The organism is Phaeobacter sp. A36a-5a, assembly GCF_037911135.1.
GTDB lineage: Bacteria > Pseudomonadota > Alphaproteobacteria > Rhodobacterales > Rhodobacteraceae > Phaeobacter > Phaeobacter bryozoorum.
The window spans coordinates 217637-237015 of sequence record NZ_JBBLYU010000002.1 but is presented as its reverse complement, the minus strand read 5'-3'; the positions used below and the strand labels follow the sequence as shown (position 1 = coordinate 237015).

22 protein-coding genes are annotated in these 19379 nt (G+C 59.9%); 3 read left to right on the top strand and 19 right to left on the bottom strand.

Features of this window, described 5'->3' with window-relative positions; genetic code table 11:
- Nucleotides 1-20: 20 nt before the first annotated feature.
- The 6 genes from WLQ66_RS11745 to WLQ66_RS11720 are packed head-to-tail and all read right to left on the bottom strand — an operon-like array spanning nt 21 to nt 4479.
- A complete protein-coding gene (locus WLQ66_RS11745; protein WP_340546559.1) occupies nt 21-290 on the bottom strand; it encodes an HPr family phosphocarrier protein in 270 nt (89 codons plus the stop codon).
- Nucleotides 291-698 carry a PTS sugar transporter subunit IIA gene (locus tag WLQ66_RS11740; protein ID WP_340546558.1) on the bottom strand — a complete coding sequence of 136 codons (408 nt, stop codon included), beginning with the start codon at nt 696-698 and terminating at the stop codon, nt 291-293.
- Nucleotides 699-707: 9 nt separating this feature from the next.
- Entirely contained in the window at nt 708-1598 is an 891-nt protein-coding gene (gene rapZ, locus WLQ66_RS11735) for an RNase adapter RapZ (protein WP_340546557.1), read from the bottom strand.
- A complete protein-coding gene (locus tag WLQ66_RS11730) occupies nt 1591-2028 on the bottom strand; it encodes an HPr kinase/phosphorylase (protein WP_340546556.1) in 438 nt (145 codons plus the stop codon). Before WLQ66_RS11730 ends, rapZ begins: the two co-directional genes overlap by 8 nt.
- A 3-nt stretch (nt 2029-2031) precedes the next feature.
- Complete coding sequence (locus tag WLQ66_RS11725; protein ID WP_340546555.1) at nt 2032-3744, bottom strand: sensor histidine kinase; 1713 nt, start codon at nt 3742-3744, stop codon at nt 2032-2034.
- Between the two features lie 33 nt (nt 3745-3777).
- A complete protein-coding gene (locus WLQ66_RS11720) occupies nt 3778-4479 on the bottom strand; it encodes a response regulator transcription factor (RefSeq protein ID WP_340546554.1) in 702 nt (233 codons plus the stop codon).
- A gap of 348 nt (nt 4480-4827) precedes the next feature.
- Between WLQ66_RS11720 and WLQ66_RS11715 the strand changes: the two genes are divergently transcribed.
- Entirely contained in the window at nt 4828-6426 is a 1599-nt protein-coding gene (locus WLQ66_RS11715; protein WP_340546553.1) for a phosphoenolpyruvate carboxykinase, read from the top strand.
- A gap of 70 nt (nt 6427-6496) precedes the next feature.
- Here the strand turns inward: WLQ66_RS11715 and WLQ66_RS11710 are convergent, their stop codons facing one another.
- The gene (locus tag WLQ66_RS11710) at nt 6497-7396 is read right to left on the bottom strand and encodes a cation diffusion facilitator family transporter (protein WP_340546552.1); all 900 of its coding nucleotides are present in this window, start codon (nt 7394-7396) and stop codon (nt 6497-6499) included.
- Nucleotides 7397-7453: 57 nt separating this feature from the next.
- Nucleotides 7454-8242: a sulfite exporter TauE/SafE family protein gene (locus tag WLQ66_RS11705; RefSeq protein WP_340546551.1), complete on the bottom strand. Its 789-nt coding sequence runs from the start codon at nt 8240-8242 to the stop codon at nt 7454-7456.
- 146 nt (nt 8243-8388) lie between these two features.
- On the opposite strand from WLQ66_RS11705, the gene WLQ66_RS11700 reads away from it, so the two are divergent.
- Nucleotides 8389-10074 (top strand): acyl-CoA dehydrogenase family protein, encoded by a 1686-nt coding sequence (locus WLQ66_RS11700; RefSeq protein ID WP_340546550.1) that lies wholly within the window; start codon nt 8389-8391, stop codon nt 10072-10074.
- A 119-nt stretch (nt 10075-10193) separates the two neighbouring features.
- Complete coding sequence (locus WLQ66_RS11695) at nt 10194-10598, top strand: META domain-containing protein (RefSeq protein ID WP_340546549.1); 405 nt, start codon at nt 10194-10196, stop codon at nt 10596-10598.
- On the opposite strand, the gene recO is transcribed toward WLQ66_RS11695, so the two are convergent.
- From recO to folK, 11 genes are all read right to left on the bottom strand, one after another.
- A complete protein-coding gene (gene recO, locus WLQ66_RS11690; protein ID WP_340546548.1) occupies nt 10582-11307 on the bottom strand; it encodes a DNA repair protein RecO in 726 nt (241 codons plus the stop codon). The two genes, WLQ66_RS11695 and recO, sit on opposite strands and share 17 nt — an antisense overlap.
- Nucleotides 11308-11309: 2 nt before the next feature.
- Nucleotides 11310-11639: a DUF1491 family protein gene (locus WLQ66_RS11685; protein ID WP_340546547.1), complete on the bottom strand. Its 330-nt coding sequence runs from the start codon at nt 11637-11639 to the stop codon at nt 11310-11312.
- 6 nt (nt 11640-11645) lie between these two features.
- On the bottom strand, nt 11646-12551 hold the full coding sequence (gene era, locus WLQ66_RS11680; protein WP_340546546.1) for a GTPase Era: 906 nt from the start codon (nt 12549-12551) through the stop codon (nt 11646-11648).
- The gene (gene rnc / locus WLQ66_RS11675; protein WP_340546545.1) at nt 12548-13234 is read right to left on the bottom strand and encodes a ribonuclease III; all 687 of its coding nucleotides are present in this window, start codon (nt 13232-13234) and stop codon (nt 12548-12550) included. The genes era and rnc overlap by 4 nt, the downstream gene beginning before the upstream one ends.
- Nucleotides 13231-14067, bottom strand: coding sequence for a signal peptidase I (lepB, locus tag WLQ66_RS11670; RefSeq protein ID WP_340546544.1), 837 nt, complete (start codon nt 14065-14067; stop codon nt 13231-13233). The genes rnc and lepB overlap by 4 nt, the downstream gene beginning before the upstream one ends.
- A 63-nt stretch (nt 14068-14130) precedes the next feature.
- A complete protein-coding gene (gene acpS, locus WLQ66_RS11665; protein WP_340546543.1) occupies nt 14131-14562 on the bottom strand; it encodes a holo-ACP synthase in 432 nt (143 codons plus the stop codon).
- Nucleotides 14563-14621: 59 nt separating this feature from the next.
- Complete coding sequence (locus WLQ66_RS11660) at nt 14622-15383, bottom strand: pyridoxine 5'-phosphate synthase (RefSeq protein WP_340546542.1); 762 nt, start codon at nt 15381-15383, stop codon at nt 14622-14624.
- 99 nt (nt 15384-15482) lie between these two features.
- Nucleotides 15483-16136 carry a DUF2062 domain-containing protein gene (locus tag WLQ66_RS11655; protein ID WP_340546541.1) on the bottom strand — a complete coding sequence of 218 codons (654 nt, stop codon included), beginning with the start codon at nt 16134-16136 and terminating at the stop codon, nt 15483-15485.
- A gap of 33 nt (nt 16137-16169) precedes the next feature.
- On the bottom strand, nt 16170-18302 hold the full coding sequence (locus WLQ66_RS11650) for a RelA/SpoT family protein (RefSeq protein WP_340546540.1): 2133 nt from the start codon (nt 18300-18302) through the stop codon (nt 16170-16172).
- 40 nt (nt 18303-18342) lie between these two features.
- On the bottom strand, nt 18343-18696 hold the full coding sequence (gene rpoZ, locus WLQ66_RS11645; RefSeq protein WP_061049565.1) for a DNA-directed RNA polymerase subunit omega: 354 nt from the start codon (nt 18694-18696) through the stop codon (nt 18343-18345).
- Nucleotides 18697-18789: 93 nt separating this feature from the next.
- Nucleotides 18790-19359: a 2-amino-4-hydroxy-6-hydroxymethyldihydropteridine diphosphokinase gene (gene folK / locus WLQ66_RS11640; RefSeq protein ID WP_340546539.1), complete on the bottom strand. Its 570-nt coding sequence runs from the start codon at nt 19357-19359 to the stop codon at nt 18790-18792.
- Between the last annotated feature and the right edge of the window lie 20 nt (nt 19360-19379).

The following is a 19379-nucleotide window of genomic DNA, read 5'->3' as shown; positions in this document are numbered from 1 at the left end:
TCCGTAGCTTTGAATGAGCCTCAGTAGCCTTCGCCGAACTTGTCAGCAACAAGCGTGTCCAACGCCGAGGCAAGCGCCTCTGCATCCGGGCCCGAGGTCTCGATGTCAATAGTCGTTCCTTTTGAGGCTGCCAACATCAAAAGCCCCATGATGCTGTCCCCGGAGGCCGACAGCCCGTCCCGCGAGACTTCGGCCGTGGCATCAAAGCCCTCGACCACCTCGACCAGCTTCGCTGAGGCGCGCGCGTGCAGTCCTTTTTCATTGACGATTTTCAGCGTTTTACGAACCATTTAGTGCGCTTGCTCCCCTTCGGGGTTGATATTTTGGGCGTTAATGTACTTGCGGCCCGCCTCCATGGCATGCCTGACCGCATCCGCAACAGGCAGATGGCGGGATTTTGCCAGTTTGATGAGCATCGGCAGATTGGCCCCGTAGAGGATCCGGCGATCTGGTGGCGTACAGGCCAAGAGGCTGAGGTTCGACGGAGAACCGCCAAACAGGTCCGTGACCACAACGACACCGCCGCCGCTGTCGACGGCATCGGCAGCACGGCAGATCTCGCGCTGCTTCTCATCCCGGTCGTCTTCTGGGCCTATGCTGATCGCCTCCAGGCAGACCTGAGGACCCACAACATGTTCCACGGCGGCCAGATATTCTCTGGCCAGCCCCCCATGTGCAACGATCACGATTCCGATCAAGCCGGTCCCTCACTTCTGTCGCTGGCCGTGCAGCTCGCGGTGTCTAATTGACACCTGCTGCCCGTTTTCCGCAAGGTCCTTGGCCAGGGTTTCTGCCATCGTGACCGAGCGGTGCTGCCCTCCGGTGCATCCAAATGCTATAGAGAGATGCGATTTACCCTCTTCTCGATACGCAGGCAACAGCAAGCGGATCAGATCAAGCACCCGGTCAAAGAACGGCTGATAGCGGCTGTCTTCCTGGACATAGCTCTGCACCTTCGGATCCCTCCCGTCTAGGCTTCGCAAGTCTTTCTCCCAATAGGGATTGCGCAGGAACCGGCAGTCGAACACCATATCAATGCTGCGTGGCACGCCGCGTTTGTAGGAAAAGCTCTGCAAGGAAACCGCCAGCGCCCGCCCTTCGGGGGCAAAGCGGCGTTCGATATCCGCCTTCAGCTGGTGGATGTTCATCTCCGAGGTATCAAGCAACAGGTCGGAACGGTCGCGGATCGGCAGCATCAGATCAATCTCGCGAAGCACCCCGACCTCAGGATCCTCGGCCGGGGCAAGCGGATGTCGGCGCCGGGTCTCCGAGTAGCGTCGCAGCAGGACATCGGGGTCGGCATCTAGGTAGAGCACGGTCAGATGCAGATCCCGGCGCGCAGCCAGCATGTCGATAACATCAAGCAAGGCGGCGGGGGAGAAATCCCGGTTGCGACTGTCCAGACCCAGCGCCATCGGTCGGGTCAGGCTGTTGGTCTCCACCAGACCGGGCAGCAGGCGCAAAGGCAGATTGTCAATCGCCTCAAAACCGAGGTCCTCCAGCACGTTGATGGCCGTGGTGCGCCCGGCACCGGACGGGCCTGTCACCAGAACGATCGGCACCGCCGTTGGATCAGGGACAGCATCCGGGTCAGGCATCGGGATTCAAGGCTCCGTGTTTGAGAAACTGCAGCAGCGCAGGGGCGAAATGCGGGCCGTCGACACGACGCAGCTGGCGGATTGGCCGGTTGAGGATCGTGGTTTCAATCTGGGGCGGCAGGCGTTCGGTTTCAACATGATCCAGATCGACGACACCGGCCAAATGCGCCTGGTCTGCTGCCCGGGCGAACAGCAGGCCCAACCCGCGCGCCTCGATCATATTGCGCAATGGTTCCGGCGCGCTGACCACCAGAGCGTCATCGCTGGCAGTTATGATCACCTGATCATCCGCGATCAGTTCCGCCCCGAGCGCCATCATTTGCAGGGCCAGTGTCGATTTTCCACTGCCGGAGCCGCCCGTGATCAACAGACCCTGCCCCGCCACCGCGACACAGCTGGCGTGAAGCCGACAGGTCGGCGTCGCAGCCATGGGTCAGACCGGGAGGCCGACGACAAACCGAGCCCCCAGAGGTTCCGAGGTGATGTCAGCTTCGGTCGGGCGGATATTCTCGGCCCAGATCACACCACCGTGTGCTTCGACGATCTGTTTGGAAATCGCCAGACCAAGGCCCGAGTTATTGCCAAAATGCTCAACGGGCCGTTGTGAATAGAAGCGTTTGAACACCTTGCTCAGGGCCTGATCGGGGATGCCGGGACCGGTATCTTCAACCACGACCAGAACGCGGTTGTCGCGACGGCGCGCCCAGACGCGGATGGCATCGCCGTCCTCGCAGAAGGAAATCGCGTTGGTGATCAGGTTGACGAAGACCTGCGCCAGCCGGGCCTCCAGCCCCTGAATTGTTATCGGTGTCTTTGGCAGGTCGGTGATGTAGTCGATCCCCTTGCCGCGCGCATCCTCGCCAAGGAATTGATTGAGGTTGCCAAGCATATGGAGGAGATCAAAGCTCTCCTCCTCCTCTTTCACCAGCTCAGCGTCCAGCCGCGAGGCATTGGAGATATCGCTGACCAACCGGTCCAGACGCCGCACGTCGTGTTCGATGACATCCAGCAGCTTGTCACGCTGATCTTCGCGTTTGACCATCCGTAGCGTACCGACCGCCGATTGCAGGCTGGCCAGCGGATTCTTGATCTCATGAGCCACATCTGCGGCAAACTGTTCATTGCTGTCGATGCGATTATAGAGCGCCTTGACCATACCACGCAGGGCGCGGCTGAGACGGCCAATTTCATCCGGGCGGGCGCTCAGATCGGGAATGCGAATGCGCCCAGGCTTTGATTTTCGGGAGTCGCCATCGCGACCCAGCTCTGCGGCTTCTGCGAGGTCTGCGAGCGGGTTTGCGATCGTGGAGGCCAGCACCAGGCTCAACCCGATGGATACGACCAGCGCGACCACAAACATCTGCAGGACGCGCTCCTGCTCGCCGCGAACCAATGCGTCGATTTCGCCGGTTGGTGAGGCCAGCGTGACAACGCCGATCGCTTCTCCCTGAAACAGGATCGGCGTGGCAGCGGAGAAGACCGTACCGCCGCTGGTATCAACAACGGCCTTTACCTCTGTCCCGCCTACCAGCGCCTGTTGCACCATAGCGCGCAGCTGGTCCTCAAGAGGCTGGGCGGGGGTCTCCGGCGTGTCCGACTTCAACAGTCCGCCCACAAAGGACCAAACAGCCGCCAGAGCATCGCTGATCAGGGTTGCTGATGGGCTGGCGTCATTGAGAAGGTCCAGCGCGCCGCCCTGTTCGATCCCCTTGGTCTGGGCAATCAGCGTCCCTGCTGTGTCAAAGACAAACACTTCCGCACCGGCCCGCAGGCTGATGTTCTGAAGGGTCGTTACCGGATCTATCCCGTCGCCGACCGCAAGGCTCACGGTGCCCAGTTCAGGCAGCTGTGCCTCAAACACATCCGAGATCAGCATCGCTTCGGCCGCCAGGGCACCTGCGCGCTGAAGCACAAGGCTCTGACGCGAGGAATTGAGATAGAGGATACCCGACACCAGAATGATCAGCGCAATAAGGTTCAGCGTGATGATCCTGCGTGTGAGCGGCGACGCCCGCAGCGTCAGGACGCCGCGACGGGCCCGCCGGTCCTGAAGTTCACGCGCGACGTTCTGCTCCGGCGCGACCCAATCATCGCCCAGAACAACATCACTATCCCGCCGTGGGCGGGTTATGCCAGAATCGCGCATCGGCGTTGTACTCCGCCTGACCCTGAGCAGGGCTTACTCTTCATTGTAACGGTACCCGATACCATAAAGGGTCTCAATCGCCGAGAATTCAGGGTCCGCATTGCGCATTTTCTTGCGCAAGCGTTTGATGTGGCTGTCGATGGTCCGGTCGTCCACATAGACCTGATCGTCATAGGCGACATCCATCAGCTGGTCGCGGCTTTTGACGAAACCCGGTCGCTGTGCCAGTGCCTGCAGGAGCAGGAATTCAGTCACCGTGAGCGATACATCCTGCCCCTTCCAGCTGACAGAATGGCGTAGGGGATCCATCCGCAGGTTGCCACGCTCCATCACCTTGTTTTCGGTGGTGGTGGCCACTGCATCGCCGCTGATCGCCTCCTGACGGCGGAGCAATGCGCGGATGCGTTCGACCAGCAGCCGCTGCGAAAACGGTTTCTTGACGTAGTCATCAGCGCCCATGCGCAGGCCCAGAACCTCGTCGATCTCATCATCCTTGGAGGTGAGGAAGATCACCGGCATCTGGGTCTTCTGGCGCAGTCGCTGCAACAGGTCCATGCCGTCCATCCGTGGCATCTTGATATCAAGGACGGCCATATCGGGCAGCTTCTTGTTGAACGCGTCCAACGCAGCCTGCCCGTCATTATAGGTCTCAACCTCGAAGCCTTCAGCCTCAAGGGTCATCGAGACCGAAGTCAGGATATTCCGATCATCATCGACTAAAGCAATCTTAGACATCTGATTGGCCCCTAATCTGCTCTTTTTTGCGTTTTTTAGACGTTCATCGCCGTTCTACCTCGGCGAATCAATGCCAATTGAGGAATCTCGACACAGTTTCGCCTCAATTGAGACAAAAATACCTTAGCAGGCGCTGAACATTCCGGCATCTACCCTCGCAAATTGTCTTTAAAAAAAATGGTTGCGCTAAACATCGCCTTGATGGCGCTAACTGCGTCAAACCGTTCTGTTCAGCCAGTAAAACCTCATGTTAAGACCACCCACATCGGCCGGTTGTGCCGATCTCTGCCCCAGGGCGCGGCTTTTATTGTTTGCGGCCTTCAATGGTCGACACAGGAGAAAGAACACATGGCATCTGGACGGGTTAACCCGCAATTCCGCCTCGAAGATCAAGGTATCGAAGGACTGGGGAACGTCTATTACAACCTCATGGAGCCAGCTCTGATCGAGGCAGCTCTGAAGCGCGACGAAGGTACTCTTGGCAACGGCGGCGCCTTCCTGGTGACCACCGGCAAGTTCACCGGCCGCTCCCCCAAGGACAAGCACGTGGTGAAAACCGACAGCGTCGCTGATACCATCTGGTGGGAAAACAACGCCGAGATGAGCCCAGAGGGCTTTGATGCGCTCTACGAGGACATGCTCGTCCATATGCAGGGCAAAGATTATTACGTGCAAGATCTGGTCGGCGGGGCCGACCCTGTCCATGCGATCAATGTGCGCATGGTCACCGAACTGGCCTGGCACGGGCTGTTCATCCGCACCATGTTGCGCCGCCCGGATCGTGAGGATCTGGATGATTTCATCGCCGACTTCACCGTGATCAACTGCCCGAGCTTCCAGGCGAACCCTGAGCGCCACAACTGTCGCAGTGAGACCGTGATTGCGATGAACTTCGATCGCAAGATGATCCTGATTGGCGGTACGGAATATGCCGGTGAGAACAAGAAATCCGTCTTCTCGCTGCTGAACTACCTGCTGCCGGAAAAAGGCATCATGCCGATGCACTGCTCCGCCAACCACGCCAAGGGCAACCCTGTGGACACCGCCGTGTTCTTTGGCCTCTCCGGCACCGGCAAGACCACCCTCTCCGCAGACCCCGACCGGGTGCTGATCGGCGACGATGAACATGGCTGGGCCGACAACGGCACCTTCAACTTTGAAGGCGGCTGCTATGCCAAGACCATCAACCTGAATGCCGAGGCAGAGCCGGAAATCTACGCCACTACTTCCAAGTTCGGCACCGTGATCGAGAACATGGTGTTCGACCCAGAGACCAAGAAGCTAGATTTCAACGACGACAGCCTGACGGCCAATATGCGCTGCGCCTACCCGCTGCACTATATCTCCAACGCCTCGGAAAGCGCCCGTGGCGGCCACCCGAAGAATATCATCATGCTGACCTGCGATGCCTTCGGAGTGCTGCCTCCGATCGCGCGGCTGACCCCAGCGCAGGCGATGTACCACTTCCTGTCCGGCTTCACCTCCAAGGTGGCGGGCACAGAGCGCGGCGTGACCGAGCCGGAGCCGACCTTCTCCACCTGCTTTGGCGCGCCCTTCATGCCGCGCCGCCCGGAGGTTTACGGCAACCTGCTGCGTGAGAAGATCGCCCAGCACGGCGCCACCTGCTGGCTGGTAAACACCGGCTGGACCGGCGGCGCCTATGGTATCGGTTCACGGATGCCGATCCGCGCAACCCGCGCTCTGCTGACCGCCGCCCTGGATGGTTCGCTGGCCGAGGCTGAGTTCCGCAAGGATGGCAACTTTGGCTTTGACGTACCTGTGACCGTTCCGGGCGTGGCCGAGGTTCTGCTGGATCCGCGCCGGACTTGGGACGATCAGGCCGCATATGACGCGCAGGCTGCGAAGCTGGTTCAGATGTTCTCCGACAACTTCGAGCAGTACCTGCCCTACATCGACGATGATGTGAAGGCAGCCGCGATCAGCTAAGCCGACCACAGTCAGATCAGAAAAGCCCCGGTCCATGGCCGGGGCTTTTTCGTGTCTGGCAATGACCGATCTACTGCCCCGGTTTGATCCCGCCATCTTCCAGTTTGTGTTCCGGTTCCACGTGGATCGTAACCTGCGCTGTAGGCAGGGAGACGCGGATCGCCTCTTCGATACGATCACAGATCGCGTGCGACGCCCGCACGGTCATCTCTCCTGCGACAACCATATGGAACTCGACAAAAACCGCCTGCCCGGCGCGCCGGGTTTTTAGACCGTGCACCTGCAAGGCACCCTGCGCGGTCCGGTGGATGATCTCGGCAATCTCCTCGCGTTCGTGGGATGGCGCGGCCTGATCCATCAACCCGCCAACAGAACTGGCTACGACGCGGTACCCTTCGCGCAGGATATTGACTGCCACAAGCAGCGCCAGAAGCGGATCCAGCCATGGCCAGCCTGTCGCAAGCGCAAGACCAAGGCCGCAAAGAACCCCGGCAGAGGTCCAGACGTCGCTCATCAGGTGGCGCCCACCGGCAGATAAGGCAGGCGAGGCCAAGGCCGTACCACGCCCGATCAGAACCCGCGCCCACCAGAGATTGACCAGCATCGCCCCGGCATTCACCAGCAGCCCCAACGGGCTCCACACCAATGGCGCCGGGGTGCGCAGCGCCTCTATCGCCTCATGCAGGATCAGTAGGGCCGCGACGATAATCATGATCCCTTCCAGCACCGCCGAGAAATACTCGGCCTTGTGATGGCCAAAGGGGTGACCAGCATCAGGCGGGCGATTGGCGTAGCGAACCGCGAACCACGCCATTATAGCACCACCGATATTGACCAGAGACTCCATCGCATCGGAAAACAGGGCAATTGATCCGGTCATCCACCAGGCCAGCGCCTTCAGCGCCAGCACCAGCAGCGCAACGACAATAGATGCAGTGGCCAACTGTTCCGCGCCAAATCTCTTCACCATATGCCGTCCTTCGTCTGCCCGTTCGGATCATACAGGCTCAAGTGATGGTGTTAGAGCCTATGAGATGAGGCCCCGCCGCAGCAGATTTGCCCCCGCCAGCAGCAATACAACCAAAGTTACCCGCCGAAAGGTGACCTGATTGATCCGATCCTGCAACCGTCCGCCGATCCACATTCCCAGAATCGCCGGAGGGATCAGCAACATTGAAAAGGGCGCGGTCTCGGCTCTCATGACGCCGGACCCGATATGCGCCACCAGCAGCGCCACGGCGCCCAGCCCGTAAATGACTCCCTGTACCCGCATCTGCTCGCGCTTTTCGGTTCCAAGCGCCGTCAGATAGGCCACCGTGGGCGGCCCCCAGATACCGGAGAAGCCACCGATGAAGCCGGCGACAGCAGCCACCGTTGCCTCAATACGCGGTGTGGCGCTGGAAATGGGGATTGGAATCCCAAACAGCTGCAACAAAGCAAACAGGGTGACCGGCCCGCCTATCAGGATCAGCATGAAGTCCTGTGGCAATACGCGGACCAGCTGCGCACTGCCCAGCAGAAAGATCAGACCCACAAGCAGAAAGATCCTGAACCGCCGAATCGACTCCCAGGCCGCCATTACCCCTTGCCGCAGGGCCTGCATCCCATTGGTCACCAGCGTGGGCAGGATCAACCCGGCAAGCGCAATATCGGGCGGTAAGAACAGGCTAAGTCCTGAAACAAGGATCATCGGCATGGCAAAACCAACCATCCCCTTGACCGTGCCGGCAAGTGCTGCAATCGCAAACGCAAAGATCAAGTTTTCCAGGGTAAGACCCGCAGAGAGGAAAACGGTAAGGATCGAATTATCGGACATGATCAAACCCTTAGCACAGGTTTCCATCGCCGCGCGCGCAAAATCGTTACGTAATTTTTGATCCAATCATAATGCCCTCGGGTATTTTTGTTGCGCTGCAACTGCAAAATGATTTACCACTGAGCCAGCTGAAAAGGATGTGATTCATGGCCCACGACGGACAGGACCCGCAAATGCAACCAACACTTATTCCTGATTTGCTGGCGCTGACCGCTGCTGCGCTGGAACCGGTTGACCAGCTGCTGGAGGCGGCCCGTAGCACCGTCCGCGATCAGGTCAGCGAAGGCGGACGGGTCTCTGGCGCGCTGGTCGAGGCCAACCAGACCGCCGCCCATGGCCTCGCCTGGCTCTCGACCTACGCCTACAGCCTGCGCCAGATGCACCGCTGGGCCAGCGACCTGCACTCAAATGGCAAGTTTGGCGAGATGGAGCACCTGCTGCTACAAATCGGTTTTGGCGAATACCTCTGGCAGATCTACGGCGGCATCCAGATGAACCAGGGCGAAATCCTGCGTTTGCAGGATCTGGGCCTGTCGCAAGAGAGCCAGCGGATGCTGATGGCCCCTGCTGTCATGACGCTCTGTGACAGCGGCAACACGCAGGCAGCGCGCGTCCGGCTGGTTGAGCTGATGCAGGAACAGGCCGGATCGGTGATGTTCGGCGCCTCAGGTCTGGACGAAGAACTGGAGATGATCCGCGACCAGTTCCGTCGCTACGCGGTCGAAAAGGTCGAGCCAAACGCCCACGACTGGCATCTGAAGGATGAGCTGATTCCGATGGAGATCATCGAGGAACTGGCCGAGATGGGCGTCTTTGGTCTGACCATTCCCGAAGAATACGGCGGCTTTGGTCTCTCCAAGGCGTCGATGTGTGTTGTCTCCGAAGAGCTGTCGCGCGGCTATATCGGTGTTGGCAGCCTTGGCACCCGCTCCGAGATTGCCGCCGAGCTGATCATCGCAGGCGGCACTGAAGAACAGAAAGCCAATTGGCTGCCCAAGATTGCCAGCGCGGAAATCCTGCCGACGGCGGTATTCACCGAGCCGAATACAGGCTCTGATCTTGGATCTCTTCGCACCCGCGCGGTGAAGGATGACAATGGCGACTACAAGATCACCGGCAACAAGACATGGATCACCCATGCCGCCCGGACCCATGTGATGACCCTCCTCGCGCGGACCGACCCCGACAGCACAGATCACCGTGGCCTGTCGATGTTCCTTGCGGAAAAAACACCGGGCACCGATGAAAACCCGTTCCCAACCGAAGGTATGACCGGTGGCGAGATCGAGGTTCTGGGCTATCGCGGCATGAAGGAATACGAGCTGGGCTTTGACGGGTTTCACGTGAAGCGTGAGAACCTCCTCGGTGGTGAAGAGGGCAAAGGTTTCAAACAGCTGATGGAAACGTTTGAATCCGCCCGTATCCAGACCGCAGCCCGCGCCATCGGTGTTGCGCAATCGGCTCTGGATATCGCTATGCAATATGCCCAGGACCGCAAGCAGTTCGGCAAGCCGCTGATCGCCTTCCCGCGTGTGGCATCGAAGCTGGCGATGATGGCGGTAGAGATCATGATCGCGCGTCAGCTAACCTATTTCTCCGCCTGGGAAAAGGACAACGGCCATCGCTGTGACCTAGAGGCGGGCATGGCAAAACTGCTTGGCGCACGTGTTGCCTGGGCGGCTGCCGACAACGGCCTGCAGATCCACGGAGGCAATGGGTTTGCCTTGGAATACAAGATCAGCCGCGTGCTCTGCGATGCCCGCATTCTCAACATCTTTGAAGGCGCTGCAGAAATTCAGGCGCAAGTCATCGCGAGACGCCTCTTGGCCTGAGTTCAGTCATTAACTCCCCTGGACACTCCTCTGACCCGGTGCGTTTCGCGCCGGGTCTTTTTTATCTTTGCACCTCCCTGGTTGGTTGACCTCGCCCCCTCATCGAGTAGCGTGCGGCGATGCGGACCAAGTTTTTCTCTCTCGTCACCCTGACTTGCGCTTTGCCCCTAACGGGCTGTTTCGGTGATGAAACCCTGCGCGGCTACGGCGGCCGTGGCGTGCTATGGCAGCTGCAGGAGATCGACGGCCATATTGTGAAAGACGCCACAACCCTGTCCTTTGATCGCGGGGAGAACGTGTCCGGCGCCCTGCCCTGCAATCGTTTCACCGCACGGCTGGACGTCCCCTACCCGTGGTTTGACCTAGCGCAGATGGCGACCACGCGCCGTGTTTGTCCGGCTCTCGGAGAAGAGGTGGCGGTTCTCGACGCCTTGCAGCAGATGCAGATCGTGGAGATCAAGGGCGACGTCATGATCCTGTCAAATGACACCGGGCGCGAGATGGTTTTCAAGGCTGCCGACTGAGCACATCCAAAAAGCGCCCCCGCGCCTCTGGTAGCGGGATGTTGCCCAGCGATGGTGCAAGCCTGTGTTCCAGAAAGAAGCCCGTGGTGGACAAAGCCGCCACGATGTCCTGCGTCTCGGCCCCTCCACGTCCCAGTAACACGTCCGGCAAGGGCAACATGCGGTCGGCCCATTCCCCCGCCCCAGCGCGCGACACCGCTCGCCCGCTTTTGGGGGAGACATAGATCAGCTCATGTCGACTGCCAGTGACGGCGCAGTGATCGAGATCCAAGCCGAAGCCCATCTCCTCCAGCAGCGCAACTTCCCAGCGCAGATAGGCCAGCGGCCAGATATCGTCACGCCCCAGAAGGTCCAGAAGCTGCGCGCTGCGCAGATACAGGTCCGGGTGCGGTTCGCGTTCAGGCAGGCAGAAGGCGAGCAGCGCCGTCACCGCGTTCAGCCCGGCAAGCGCCAATCGGCTGGACATTGCCGTGGCGGCGCGGCTGCGGATCAGCTCAGCCTGATAGCTGCCAAGATGGTCTTCGAGCCGCGCGCGCCAGGTCAGGTCCAGTTGGGCACCCGGCTGCAACACCGGCGCCATCCGGCGCCCCGCGCCACCGCGGACGATCCCGGAGTGACGCCCGTGTTCGACGGTAAACGCATCCACGATGGCAGCACTTTCCCCATGGCGGCGCATCGTCAGCAATATGCCTTCGTCGCGCCACTCCATGATCAATCTAGCCCCGGCTCGTCCAGCAAATGCCGCCCATCGCGATCTTCGACCTCGATTACCCAGAGGTCAAGGTCGAAACTGCGCTGTTTGGCGATGGCGGCATCGACATCCGCCTCATCCCCCTCGGCCAGAGTGACCCAGCTGCGCAAGCCGCTCATCAGGTCATAGGAGCGGTGCAGAGCCTGCGCCCGACGGTCCAGCGTGTTCAGCTTCACCAATACGGCCCCCGCTGTGTCATCACCATGAGAGGTCACAAAGGCAGGGATGTCGGCGAGCCGCAATCGGGTGAGATAGGCCTGCACCCAGAAACTGGCGGTCAGCCGCGCCATATGGGATCAATTCCCGTCCTTGAAATCGAGGCCCATCTCGGAATAGCGCTCGGATTCTTCCAGCCAGTTCGGGCGGACCTTCACCTGCAGGAAGAGATGCACCTTGCGGTCCAGGAACTCTTCCAGCTCAGCGCGCGCCGCTTGGCTCACAGCCTTGATGGTCTCGCCACGCTTGCCCAGAATGATGCCCTTGTGACCATCGCGCACGACATAGATGATCTGGTCGATCTTGGCGGAGCCATCTTTGCGCTCTTCCCAGTTTTCAGTTTCCACCGTCAGTTGGTAGGGCAGTTCCTGGTGCAGGCGCAGGGTCAGTTTCTCGCGGGTCATCTCTGCGGCGATCATCCGCATTGGCAGATCGGCGATCTGGTCCTCTGGGTAGAGCCACGGGCCTTCTGGCAGCTGCTCCGCCAGCCAGCTGCGCAGATGGTCGACACCGTGGCCCTTCTCGGCCGAGATCATAAATGTGTCGGCAAAGGGGTAGCGGTCGTTGAGTTCCTTGGTCAGGCCAAGAAGCACTTCGGATTGAACACGGTCGATCTTGTTGATTGCGAGGGCAATCTTGCGCCCCTCGCCGATGTTCTCCAAACCTTCCAGGATGCGCTCTACCCCTTCGGTGATACCACGATGCGCCTCAACCATCAGAACAACCACATCAGCGTCCGCAGCTCCACCCCAGGCGGCAGCAACCATCGCGCGGTCCAGACGCCGCCGCGGCTGGAACAGACCAGGCGTGTCGACAAAGACGATCTGGCTCTCCCCCTCCATGGCGACACCGCGGATGCGGGCGCGAGTGGTCTGCACCTTATGGGTTACAATCGACACCTTTGCCCCAACCATACGGTTGAGAAGGGTGGATTTGCCCGCGTTGGGCTCACCAATCAGGGCAACAAAGCCGGCGCGTGTGGTCATTTTTCCTGCTCCAATCGAGCCAACAGAGATTTGGCTGCGGCCTGTTCGGCCTGACGTTTTGATCCGGCGGTTGCGCGGCCTTCGGTGCCGTCCTGCAGCTGCACGGAGATGGTAAATTCCGGCTGGTGGTCGGGACCCTTGCGCTCAACCAGTACATAGGTGGGCGGCTGCTCTCCGCGCGCCTGAGCAAATTCCTGCAATGTGGTCTTGGGATCGCGCGCATCCGCCTCGACCCGGCCAATTCGATGGCCCCAGAGCCGCAGGATCAACTGCTGCGCGGCCTCAAAACCACCGTCCTTGTAGACTGCGGCGATGACCGCCTCCATTGCATCCCCCAGCAAGGCCAGTTTGCGTCGACCGCCTGACATGGTCTCGGAGCGGCCCAGTTTTAGCACGGCCCCCAGATCAATCTCCCGTGCCACATCGGCACAGGTTTCCTTGCGCACCAAGGCGTTGAAACGTGGCGCCAGCTGGCCCTCGGTTGCGGTCTTGTCCGTATCCAACAACGCCGTCGCCATCACCAACCCCAGAACCCGGTCGCCCAGAAATTCAAGCCGCTGGTTGTCCTGCCGGTTCGGAGACGAGACCGAGGCATGTGTGAGGGCGCGCACCAAGAGTGCCGGCTGGGAGAAATGATAGCCGATCCGCGTCTCAAACGCGCGCATTTCTTTAGAGAGTTTCACTCGATCCCCTTGAAGAAGCGATCCGCGCGCCAGGTCCAGAAAAACAGCATCGACCGGCCAGCCGAGGAGAACATGATCCGATCTGCGCGACCAATGAGATTTTCGAAAGGCACATAGCCGACACCACCGGCCGATTGCGGCAGTCGGCTGTCGGAGGAATTGTCGCGATTGTCACCCATGAAGAAATAGTGACCAGCAGGCACCTGATAAATGCCTGTGTGATCCATACCCTGATTGCCGATGTTGAGCACAACGTGCTGACTGCCGCCCGGCAGAGTTTCGATCTGGCGGGATTTCGTGCAGGTTGCCCCTTCACCCACAGGGGCGTTTTCACAAAGAGGATAAGATCCGGCAGGTCCCTGCGGCGCCATCAGCTCCTCGAACTCGCCTGCATCCTGCAGGGCAACAGCCGCGCCATTGATATGCAGGACGCCGTTTTTGACCTGGATCTTGTCCCCCGGCAAGCCAACCAGCCGCTTGATGAAATCGTTCTGGTTTACCGGGTGACGAAAGACAACGACATCGCCGCGTTCGGGTTCATCGGCCCAGATGCGCGAGTTATCACCGTCAAGGAAGCCACAGATATCGCTGCTGTCGATGTCGATGCCGACGCTGGGGAATTTCAGGCTGGGGCAGGACGCCGAAGAGTAGCCGTAAGCCATTTTGTTCACGAACAGAAAGTCGCCGATCAGCAGGGTTTCCTTCATCGAGCCCGAAGGGATCCAGAACGGCTGAAAGAACAGGGTGCGGAATACACCTGCGATCAGCAGGGCGTAGACAATGGTCTTGACCGTCTCAAGGATCGAACTTCCGACTGTTGCTTTGGCCGTCATCAGGCTCTCCGGTCTAACTGTAAACAAGGGTCCGGCGCTACATGCGGGGCCGCTCCGGGTAAGTCAAGCATCGCCCGGCGTCGCAAGCGGTTCACTGGTGATTAGGCGCGCTTCGATGACGACAAAAGCCTGCGCCCAGGGATGATCATCAGTCAATGTGACATGGATGATGGCCTCGTGACCCGGGGGAGTCATCTTTGCCAGCCGATCTGCGGCCCAGCCGGTGACATGCATGACCGGCTGGCCGCTGCGCAGATTGGAAACGGCCATGTCTTTCCAGGCGATTCCCATCCGCAACCCGGTGCCGAGTGCCTTGGAGCAGGCCTCCTTGGCAGCCCAGCGTTTGGCATAGGTTCCGGCGACATCCATGCGCCGCTCGGCCTTGCGCTGTTCGATTTCGGTGAAAACACGGTTTTTGAACCGGTCACCAAACCGGTCCAAAGTGCGCTGAATACGCTCGATATTTGCCAAGTCAGTGCCAACGCCCAATATCATGCCCCGATCAAAGGCGATCTGACCGGAACTGGCAAGACCCGTGGGCGTCGGTGGCTGTCCTAGACGCGCGCCTCATCCATCAGGCGGCGCATTTCGGCGATGGCCGGGGTCAACCCTCTGAAGATGGCCTCGCCGATCAGGAAATGGCCGATGTTCAGTTCGCGCACCTCTGGAAAGGCCGCGATCGGTTGCACACAATCATAGGTCAGACCATGGCCCGCGTGAACCTCCAGCCCCAGGGAATGGGCAAAGCTGGACATTTCGCGCAGGGCTGCCAGCTCGGCATCGCGCTTGGCAAAATCGCCCTCGGCATGAGCCTCACAATAGGCACCCGTATGCAGCTCGATCACCTCAGCACCGATGCGATGTGCCGCCTCGATCTGCCGCTGGTCAGCGGCAATGAAGATCGACACCCTGCACCCGGCATCGCGCAACGGCGCGATGTAATGGGCGAGTTTGTTTTCCTCGCGGGCCACTTCCAGCCCCCCCTCGGTCGTGCGTTCTTCCCGCTTTTCCGGCACGATACAAACCGCATGGGGTTTGTGGCGCAGGGCGATCTTCTGCATTTCTTCGGTCGCGGCCATCTCAAAGTTCAGAGGCACGCTCAACGCTTCCATCAGCCCGTCGATATCGCGATCAGTGATGTGACGGCGGTCTTCGCGAAGATGAGCGGTGATCCCGTCGGCTCCGGCTTCCTCGGCCAGCTTGGCAGCGCGCACCGGATCAGGTACCTGGCCGCCGCGTGCATTGCGAACGGTGGCCACGTGGTCAATGTTCACGCCAAGCCGCAGGCCTGTGTTGTGCGAGGAAGTCTGTGCCATGGATCGCAGTTCCCAATTGAGTGCCTTTTGCCTGACACTAGGGGTTGCGCTGGCAAGGGCAAGCCCGGAAACCGCCAAATCGCGCAGTTTGGCAGCGGCTTAGCTGCTGCTGTCGTCTGCGGCGTCCAGCGAGGCGCGTTTCTTGATGACGTCGAACTTAGCCTTGATCTTGGTGCGGCGGCGCTGCTGATAGGCGCGGATGACCGGTACACTCAGCACATAGCAGACGGTTGCAGTGATGAGGCCGGGGATCACGCCACCGACGAGATAAGGATAGAACACATCGTGGTAGAACAGGGTCAGCCCCTGCCAATCCGCCGGACGATCAGTTACCAAAGCGATCAGGTTGTCAAAAAGATCATTCCCGGCGGCCAGAAATTTCCCGACCAGAGACTTGTCGACATCGGCGTCGAACTCTGTCCCAAGGATCCAGTGGCCGGTCTGCAGAGAGGCAACGCCGATCGGCACATAGGTGAGCGGGTTGCCAAAAAACGTGCCGCTGAGGGCGGCGAGGATATTGCCGTTCATCAGCCGCGCGATAATCGCGGCCACAACGAAATGCATCCCGTAGAATGGGGTAAAGGTGGTGAATACCCCCGCCCAGACACCGCGGGCGATCCGCTCCGGCGAATCGGGCAGACGACGCACACGATGCTTCACATAGTGAAACGCGCGCCCCCACCCGCCCCGCGGCCACAGGAAATCGGCAACCGCGCGCAGAGGCGGACGTCTATCACGGCGCCTGAATACCAAAGGTTCGCGTCCTTCCCAAATCCTACTGAACGGCTACCCGAGCTTTGGGCGGCTTTCCGGCACATCGCGGTACCGTGCAACGGCGGCGACATCGCTCTCTGCTTCCAGCATCAACATCAGCGAATGCAGCTGCTCTACATCCCGCAGTTCGACATTAATCATCAGCCGGTAAAAGTCTGGTTTCCGATCGACAAATTCAAGGTCGGAGATATTGGCCTTTTTTTCGCCGATCAATGTGCAAATGCGTCCCAGGACACCGGCGTCATTGCCAATCGTCAGCTCCAGCGTCACGCCGTAGACTGCGGGGTGGGTCCCACTGTGCCAGTGCAGATCGACCCAGCGTTCGGGCTGATCCTCGACCTCTCCCAAAGCGTCGCAATCTGCAGCATGGACCACAACACCCCGGCCACGATAGGTGATGCCGATGATCCGTTCGCCGGGCAGTGGCTGGCAGCAGGGGGCCCGCTCGAAGCTCTGCCCCGGCTCAAGGCCAATCACCGCACGACGCGGCGAAACCTCATCGCTGTTGTCAGCGGCCAGTTCCGGATAGACCGCCTGAACCACATCATGCGCGGTGAGTACCGCAGCCCCCAAACGGGCCAGCAATTCATCGACCGTGCTGACGCGAAGCGCACGGGCCGCCGTCTCCAACGCCTTGTCAGTGGCCTTGCGCCCGACATGTTCAAACGCGGATCGCGCCAACTCGTGGCCCAGTTTCACGAACCGGGCGCGGTCAGCCTCGCGCAGGGCACGGCGGATCGCGGTACGCGCCTTGCCGGTGGTTGCAATATCCAGCCAGCTTACCTGCGGGGTCTGGCCCTCAGCAGTGATGATCTCGACCGACTGGCCATTGCGCAGGCGTGTCCAAAGCGGCACGCGGATCGAATCCACCTTTGCCCCGACGCAGGCGTGGCCGATACGGGTGTGAATGGCATAGGCGTAGTCGATCGGAGTCGCGCCCTTTGGGAGCTTGATCACATCGCCTTTGGGAGTGAAGCAGAACACCTGGTCGGAATACATCTCCAGTTTGACGGCTTCGAGGAATTCATCGTGATCCTCCTCCGCATCAAACTGCTCCGTCAGGGACGCAATCCATTTGGCCGGATCAACCGCAAAGGGGTTCTCAGAGCGCACGCCATCGCGGTAGGACCAATGGGCCGCCACACCGGTTTCTGCCACATCGTGCATCTGCCGGGTGCGGATCTGCACCTCTACCCGCTTGCCGTCGCGCCCGGAGACGGTTGCATGGATCGACCGATAGCCGTTGGACTTTGGCTGGCTGATGTAATCCTTGAACCGCCCAGGGACAGCACGCCAACGCTGATGTATGGCGCCCAGGGCCCGGTAACAGTCTTCCTCGCTCGTTGTGATAATGCGGAACCCGTAGATATCGGACAGTCGCGAAAAGCCCTGATCCTTTTCCTGCATCTTACGCCAGATGGAATAGGGTTTCTTGGCGCGGCCAAAAACTTCGGCTTCGATCCCGGTCTTTTCCAGTTCGGCCCGCATGTCCCCGGTGATCCGATGGATCACATCGCCGGTTTCCCGCTGTAGCGTGACAAAGCGGCGGATAATTGACTGGCGACCTTCTGGATTGAGCACGCGAAAGGCCAGATCCTCCAGCTCCTCGCGCATCCATTGCATCCCCATGCGACCAGCCAGTGGCGCGTAGATATCCATGGTTTCACGGGCTTTCTGGGCCTGTTTCTCCGGGCGCATCGCTTTGATGGTGCGCATGTTGTGCAGACGGTCGGCAAGCTTCACGAGGATAACCCGCAGGTCCTTGGACATTGCCATGAACAGCTTGCGGAAATTTTCTGCCTGTTTGGTTTCGCGGCTGGACAGCTGGAGATTGGTCAGCTTGGTTACACCATCAACAAGCATCGCCACCTCTTTGCCAAAGCGGCTGGCGATTTCGTCGTAAGACGCCTTGGTATCTTCGATGGTGTCGTGCAGCAGCGCCGTGATGATCGTGGCGTCATCCAGCCGCTGCTCTGTCAAGATGGCAGCAACCGCCACGGGATGGGTGAAATACGCCTCACCCGAATGGCGAAACTGCCCGTCGTGCATCTGTTCGCCGAACGCATAAGCATCAGCGATCCTGTCCGCATTGGTCCTGGGATTGTAGTTGCGGACCAGAGCAATCAGGTCTTCTGGTGAAATCATTTCCGGTCCGCAGCCTCAGCTCATTATGTCTTGCGACGTCTTAACCTTGCCCTTGCGCCTCCATCAGCGCACGCAGCAGTTTCTCTTCCGACATATCATCCGTGGCAGGCTTGTCGCTTTCCGCGCCCATCAGCAGGGCCATGGAGTCATCCTCCGGCTCATCAACCTCGATCTGGGTCTGGTTGCTTTCGATCAGACGCTCACGCAGGGAGTCGGCGCTCTGCGTTTCATCAGCGATCTCACGCAGGGACACGACGGGGTTCTTGTCGTTGTCACGCTCAACCGTGAGCGGCGCACCAGCGGCAATCTCACGAGCGCGATGCGCTGCGAGCATCACCAGCTCAAAGCGGTTGGGAACCTTGTCTACGCAGTCTTCAACCGTCACGCGGGCCATGGGCGACTCTCCAAATCAAAAATAAGTCCAGAAGGGTGACTTCTAAAACCAAAGCTTTCTCTTGACAAGCGCCGAATGGGGCGCATTGGCGGCTCAGACCGGCGAAATCTCGGTCAAATCGGACATTGGCAGCGCCGCACAGAGTTGACGCACGGTCTGACCCAGAATCGGATGGCGCCAATCAGGTGCAACATCGCGCAGAGGCACCAGCACAAAGCCACGATCCTGAAGCCTGGGATGCGGCAACAGCAACTGGCCCGGCGCCTCTTTCATCTGCAGATCCAGTGGCAGATCCCTCCACCGTTCGAAGGTCGCCACATCCGGACAGACCAGATCGTCATAAGCGACCAGATCCAGATCCAGTGTCCGCATGCCCCAGCGCTGCACACGTCGGCGGGCAAAATCCGCCTCCACCTCATGCAACAGTTCCAACAGTTCACGCGGGGGCAGGTTTGTGCCGATCGCAATCGCTGCGTTCACATAGTCAGGACCCGAGCCCGCCGGGAAGCAAGGCGTTTGATAGAAGCGCGAGATTGCCCTTAGCCTGATGTCTGATTCGGACAACTGCCCAACAGCCCCTATGAGGGTATGCTTAACCGACTGTTCGCCGATAGGCAGGTTTCCCCCCATGGCGATAAGCGCCTCTGACCGGAATTCGGTCATTTTTGCCCTCGTTTCTTAAT

Excerpts from the sequence above, each read along its gene's own strand:
- lepB (WP_340546544.1), bottom strand. The coding sequence starts at position 14,067 with ATGACGGCCAAAGCAACAGTCGGAAGTTCGATCCTTGAGACGGTCAAG.
- acpS (WP_340546543.1), bottom strand. The coding sequence starts at position 14,562 with ATGATATTGGGCGTTGGCACTGACTTGGCAAATATCGAGCGTATTCAG.
- WLQ66_RS11745 (WP_340546559.1), bottom strand. The coding sequence starts at position 290 with ATGGTTCGTAAAACGCTGAAAATCGTCAATGAAAAAGGACTGCACGCG.
- WLQ66_RS11705 (WP_340546551.1), bottom strand. The coding sequence starts at position 8,242 with ATGTCCGATAATTCGATCCTTACCGTTTTCCTCTCTGCGGGTCTTACC.
- folK (WP_340546539.1), bottom strand. The coding sequence starts at position 19,359 with ATGACCGAATTCCGGTCAGAGGCGCTTATCGCCATGGGGGGAAACCTG.
- WLQ66_RS11650 (WP_340546540.1), bottom strand. The coding sequence starts at position 18,302 with ATGATTTCACCAGAAGACCTGATTGCTCTGGTCCGCAACTACAATCCC.
- WLQ66_RS11715 (WP_340546553.1), top strand. The coding sequence starts at position 4,828 with ATGGCATCTGGACGGGTTAACCCGCAATTCCGCCTCGAAGATCAAGGT.
- WLQ66_RS11725 (WP_340546555.1), bottom strand. The coding sequence starts at position 3,744 with ATGCGCGATTCTGGCATAACCCGCCCACGGCGGGATAGTGATGTTGTT.
- WLQ66_RS11710 (WP_340546552.1), bottom strand. The coding sequence starts at position 7,396 with ATGGTGAAGAGATTTGGCGCGGAACAGTTGGCCACTGCATCTATTGTC.
- WLQ66_RS11695 (WP_340546549.1), top strand. The coding sequence starts at position 10,194 with ATGCGGACCAAGTTTTTCTCTCTCGTCACCCTGACTTGCGCTTTGCCC.
- WLQ66_RS11700 (WP_340546550.1), top strand. The coding sequence starts at position 8,389 with ATGGCCCACGACGGACAGGACCCGCAAATGCAACCAACACTTATTCCT.
- WLQ66_RS11660 (WP_340546542.1), bottom strand. The coding sequence starts at position 15,383 with ATGGCACAGACTTCCTCGCACAACACAGGCCTGCGGCTTGGCGTGAAC.
- rapZ (WP_340546557.1), bottom strand. The coding sequence starts at position 1,598 with ATGCCTGACCCGGATGCTGTCCCTGATCCAACGGCGGTGCCGATCGTT.
- WLQ66_RS11685 (WP_340546547.1), bottom strand. The coding sequence starts at position 11,639 with ATGGCGCGGCTGACCGCCAGTTTCTGGGTGCAGGCCTATCTCACCCGA.
- WLQ66_RS11720 (WP_340546554.1), bottom strand. The coding sequence starts at position 4,479 with ATGTCTAAGATTGCTTTAGTCGATGATGATCGGAATATCCTGACTTCG.
- rpoZ (WP_061049565.1), bottom strand. The coding sequence starts at position 18,696 with ATGGCCCGCGTGACGGTTGAAGACTGCGTAGACAAGGTTCCCAACCGC.
- era (WP_340546546.1), bottom strand. The coding sequence starts at position 12,551 with ATGACCACACGCGCCGGCTTTGTTGCCCTGATTGGTGAGCCCAACGCG.
- WLQ66_RS11730 (WP_340546556.1), bottom strand. The coding sequence starts at position 2,028 with ATGGCTGCGACGCCGACCTGTCGGCTTCACGCCAGCTGTGTCGCGGTG.
- recO (WP_340546548.1), bottom strand. The coding sequence starts at position 11,307 with ATGGAGTGGCGCGACGAAGGCATATTGCTGACGATGCGCCGCCATGGG.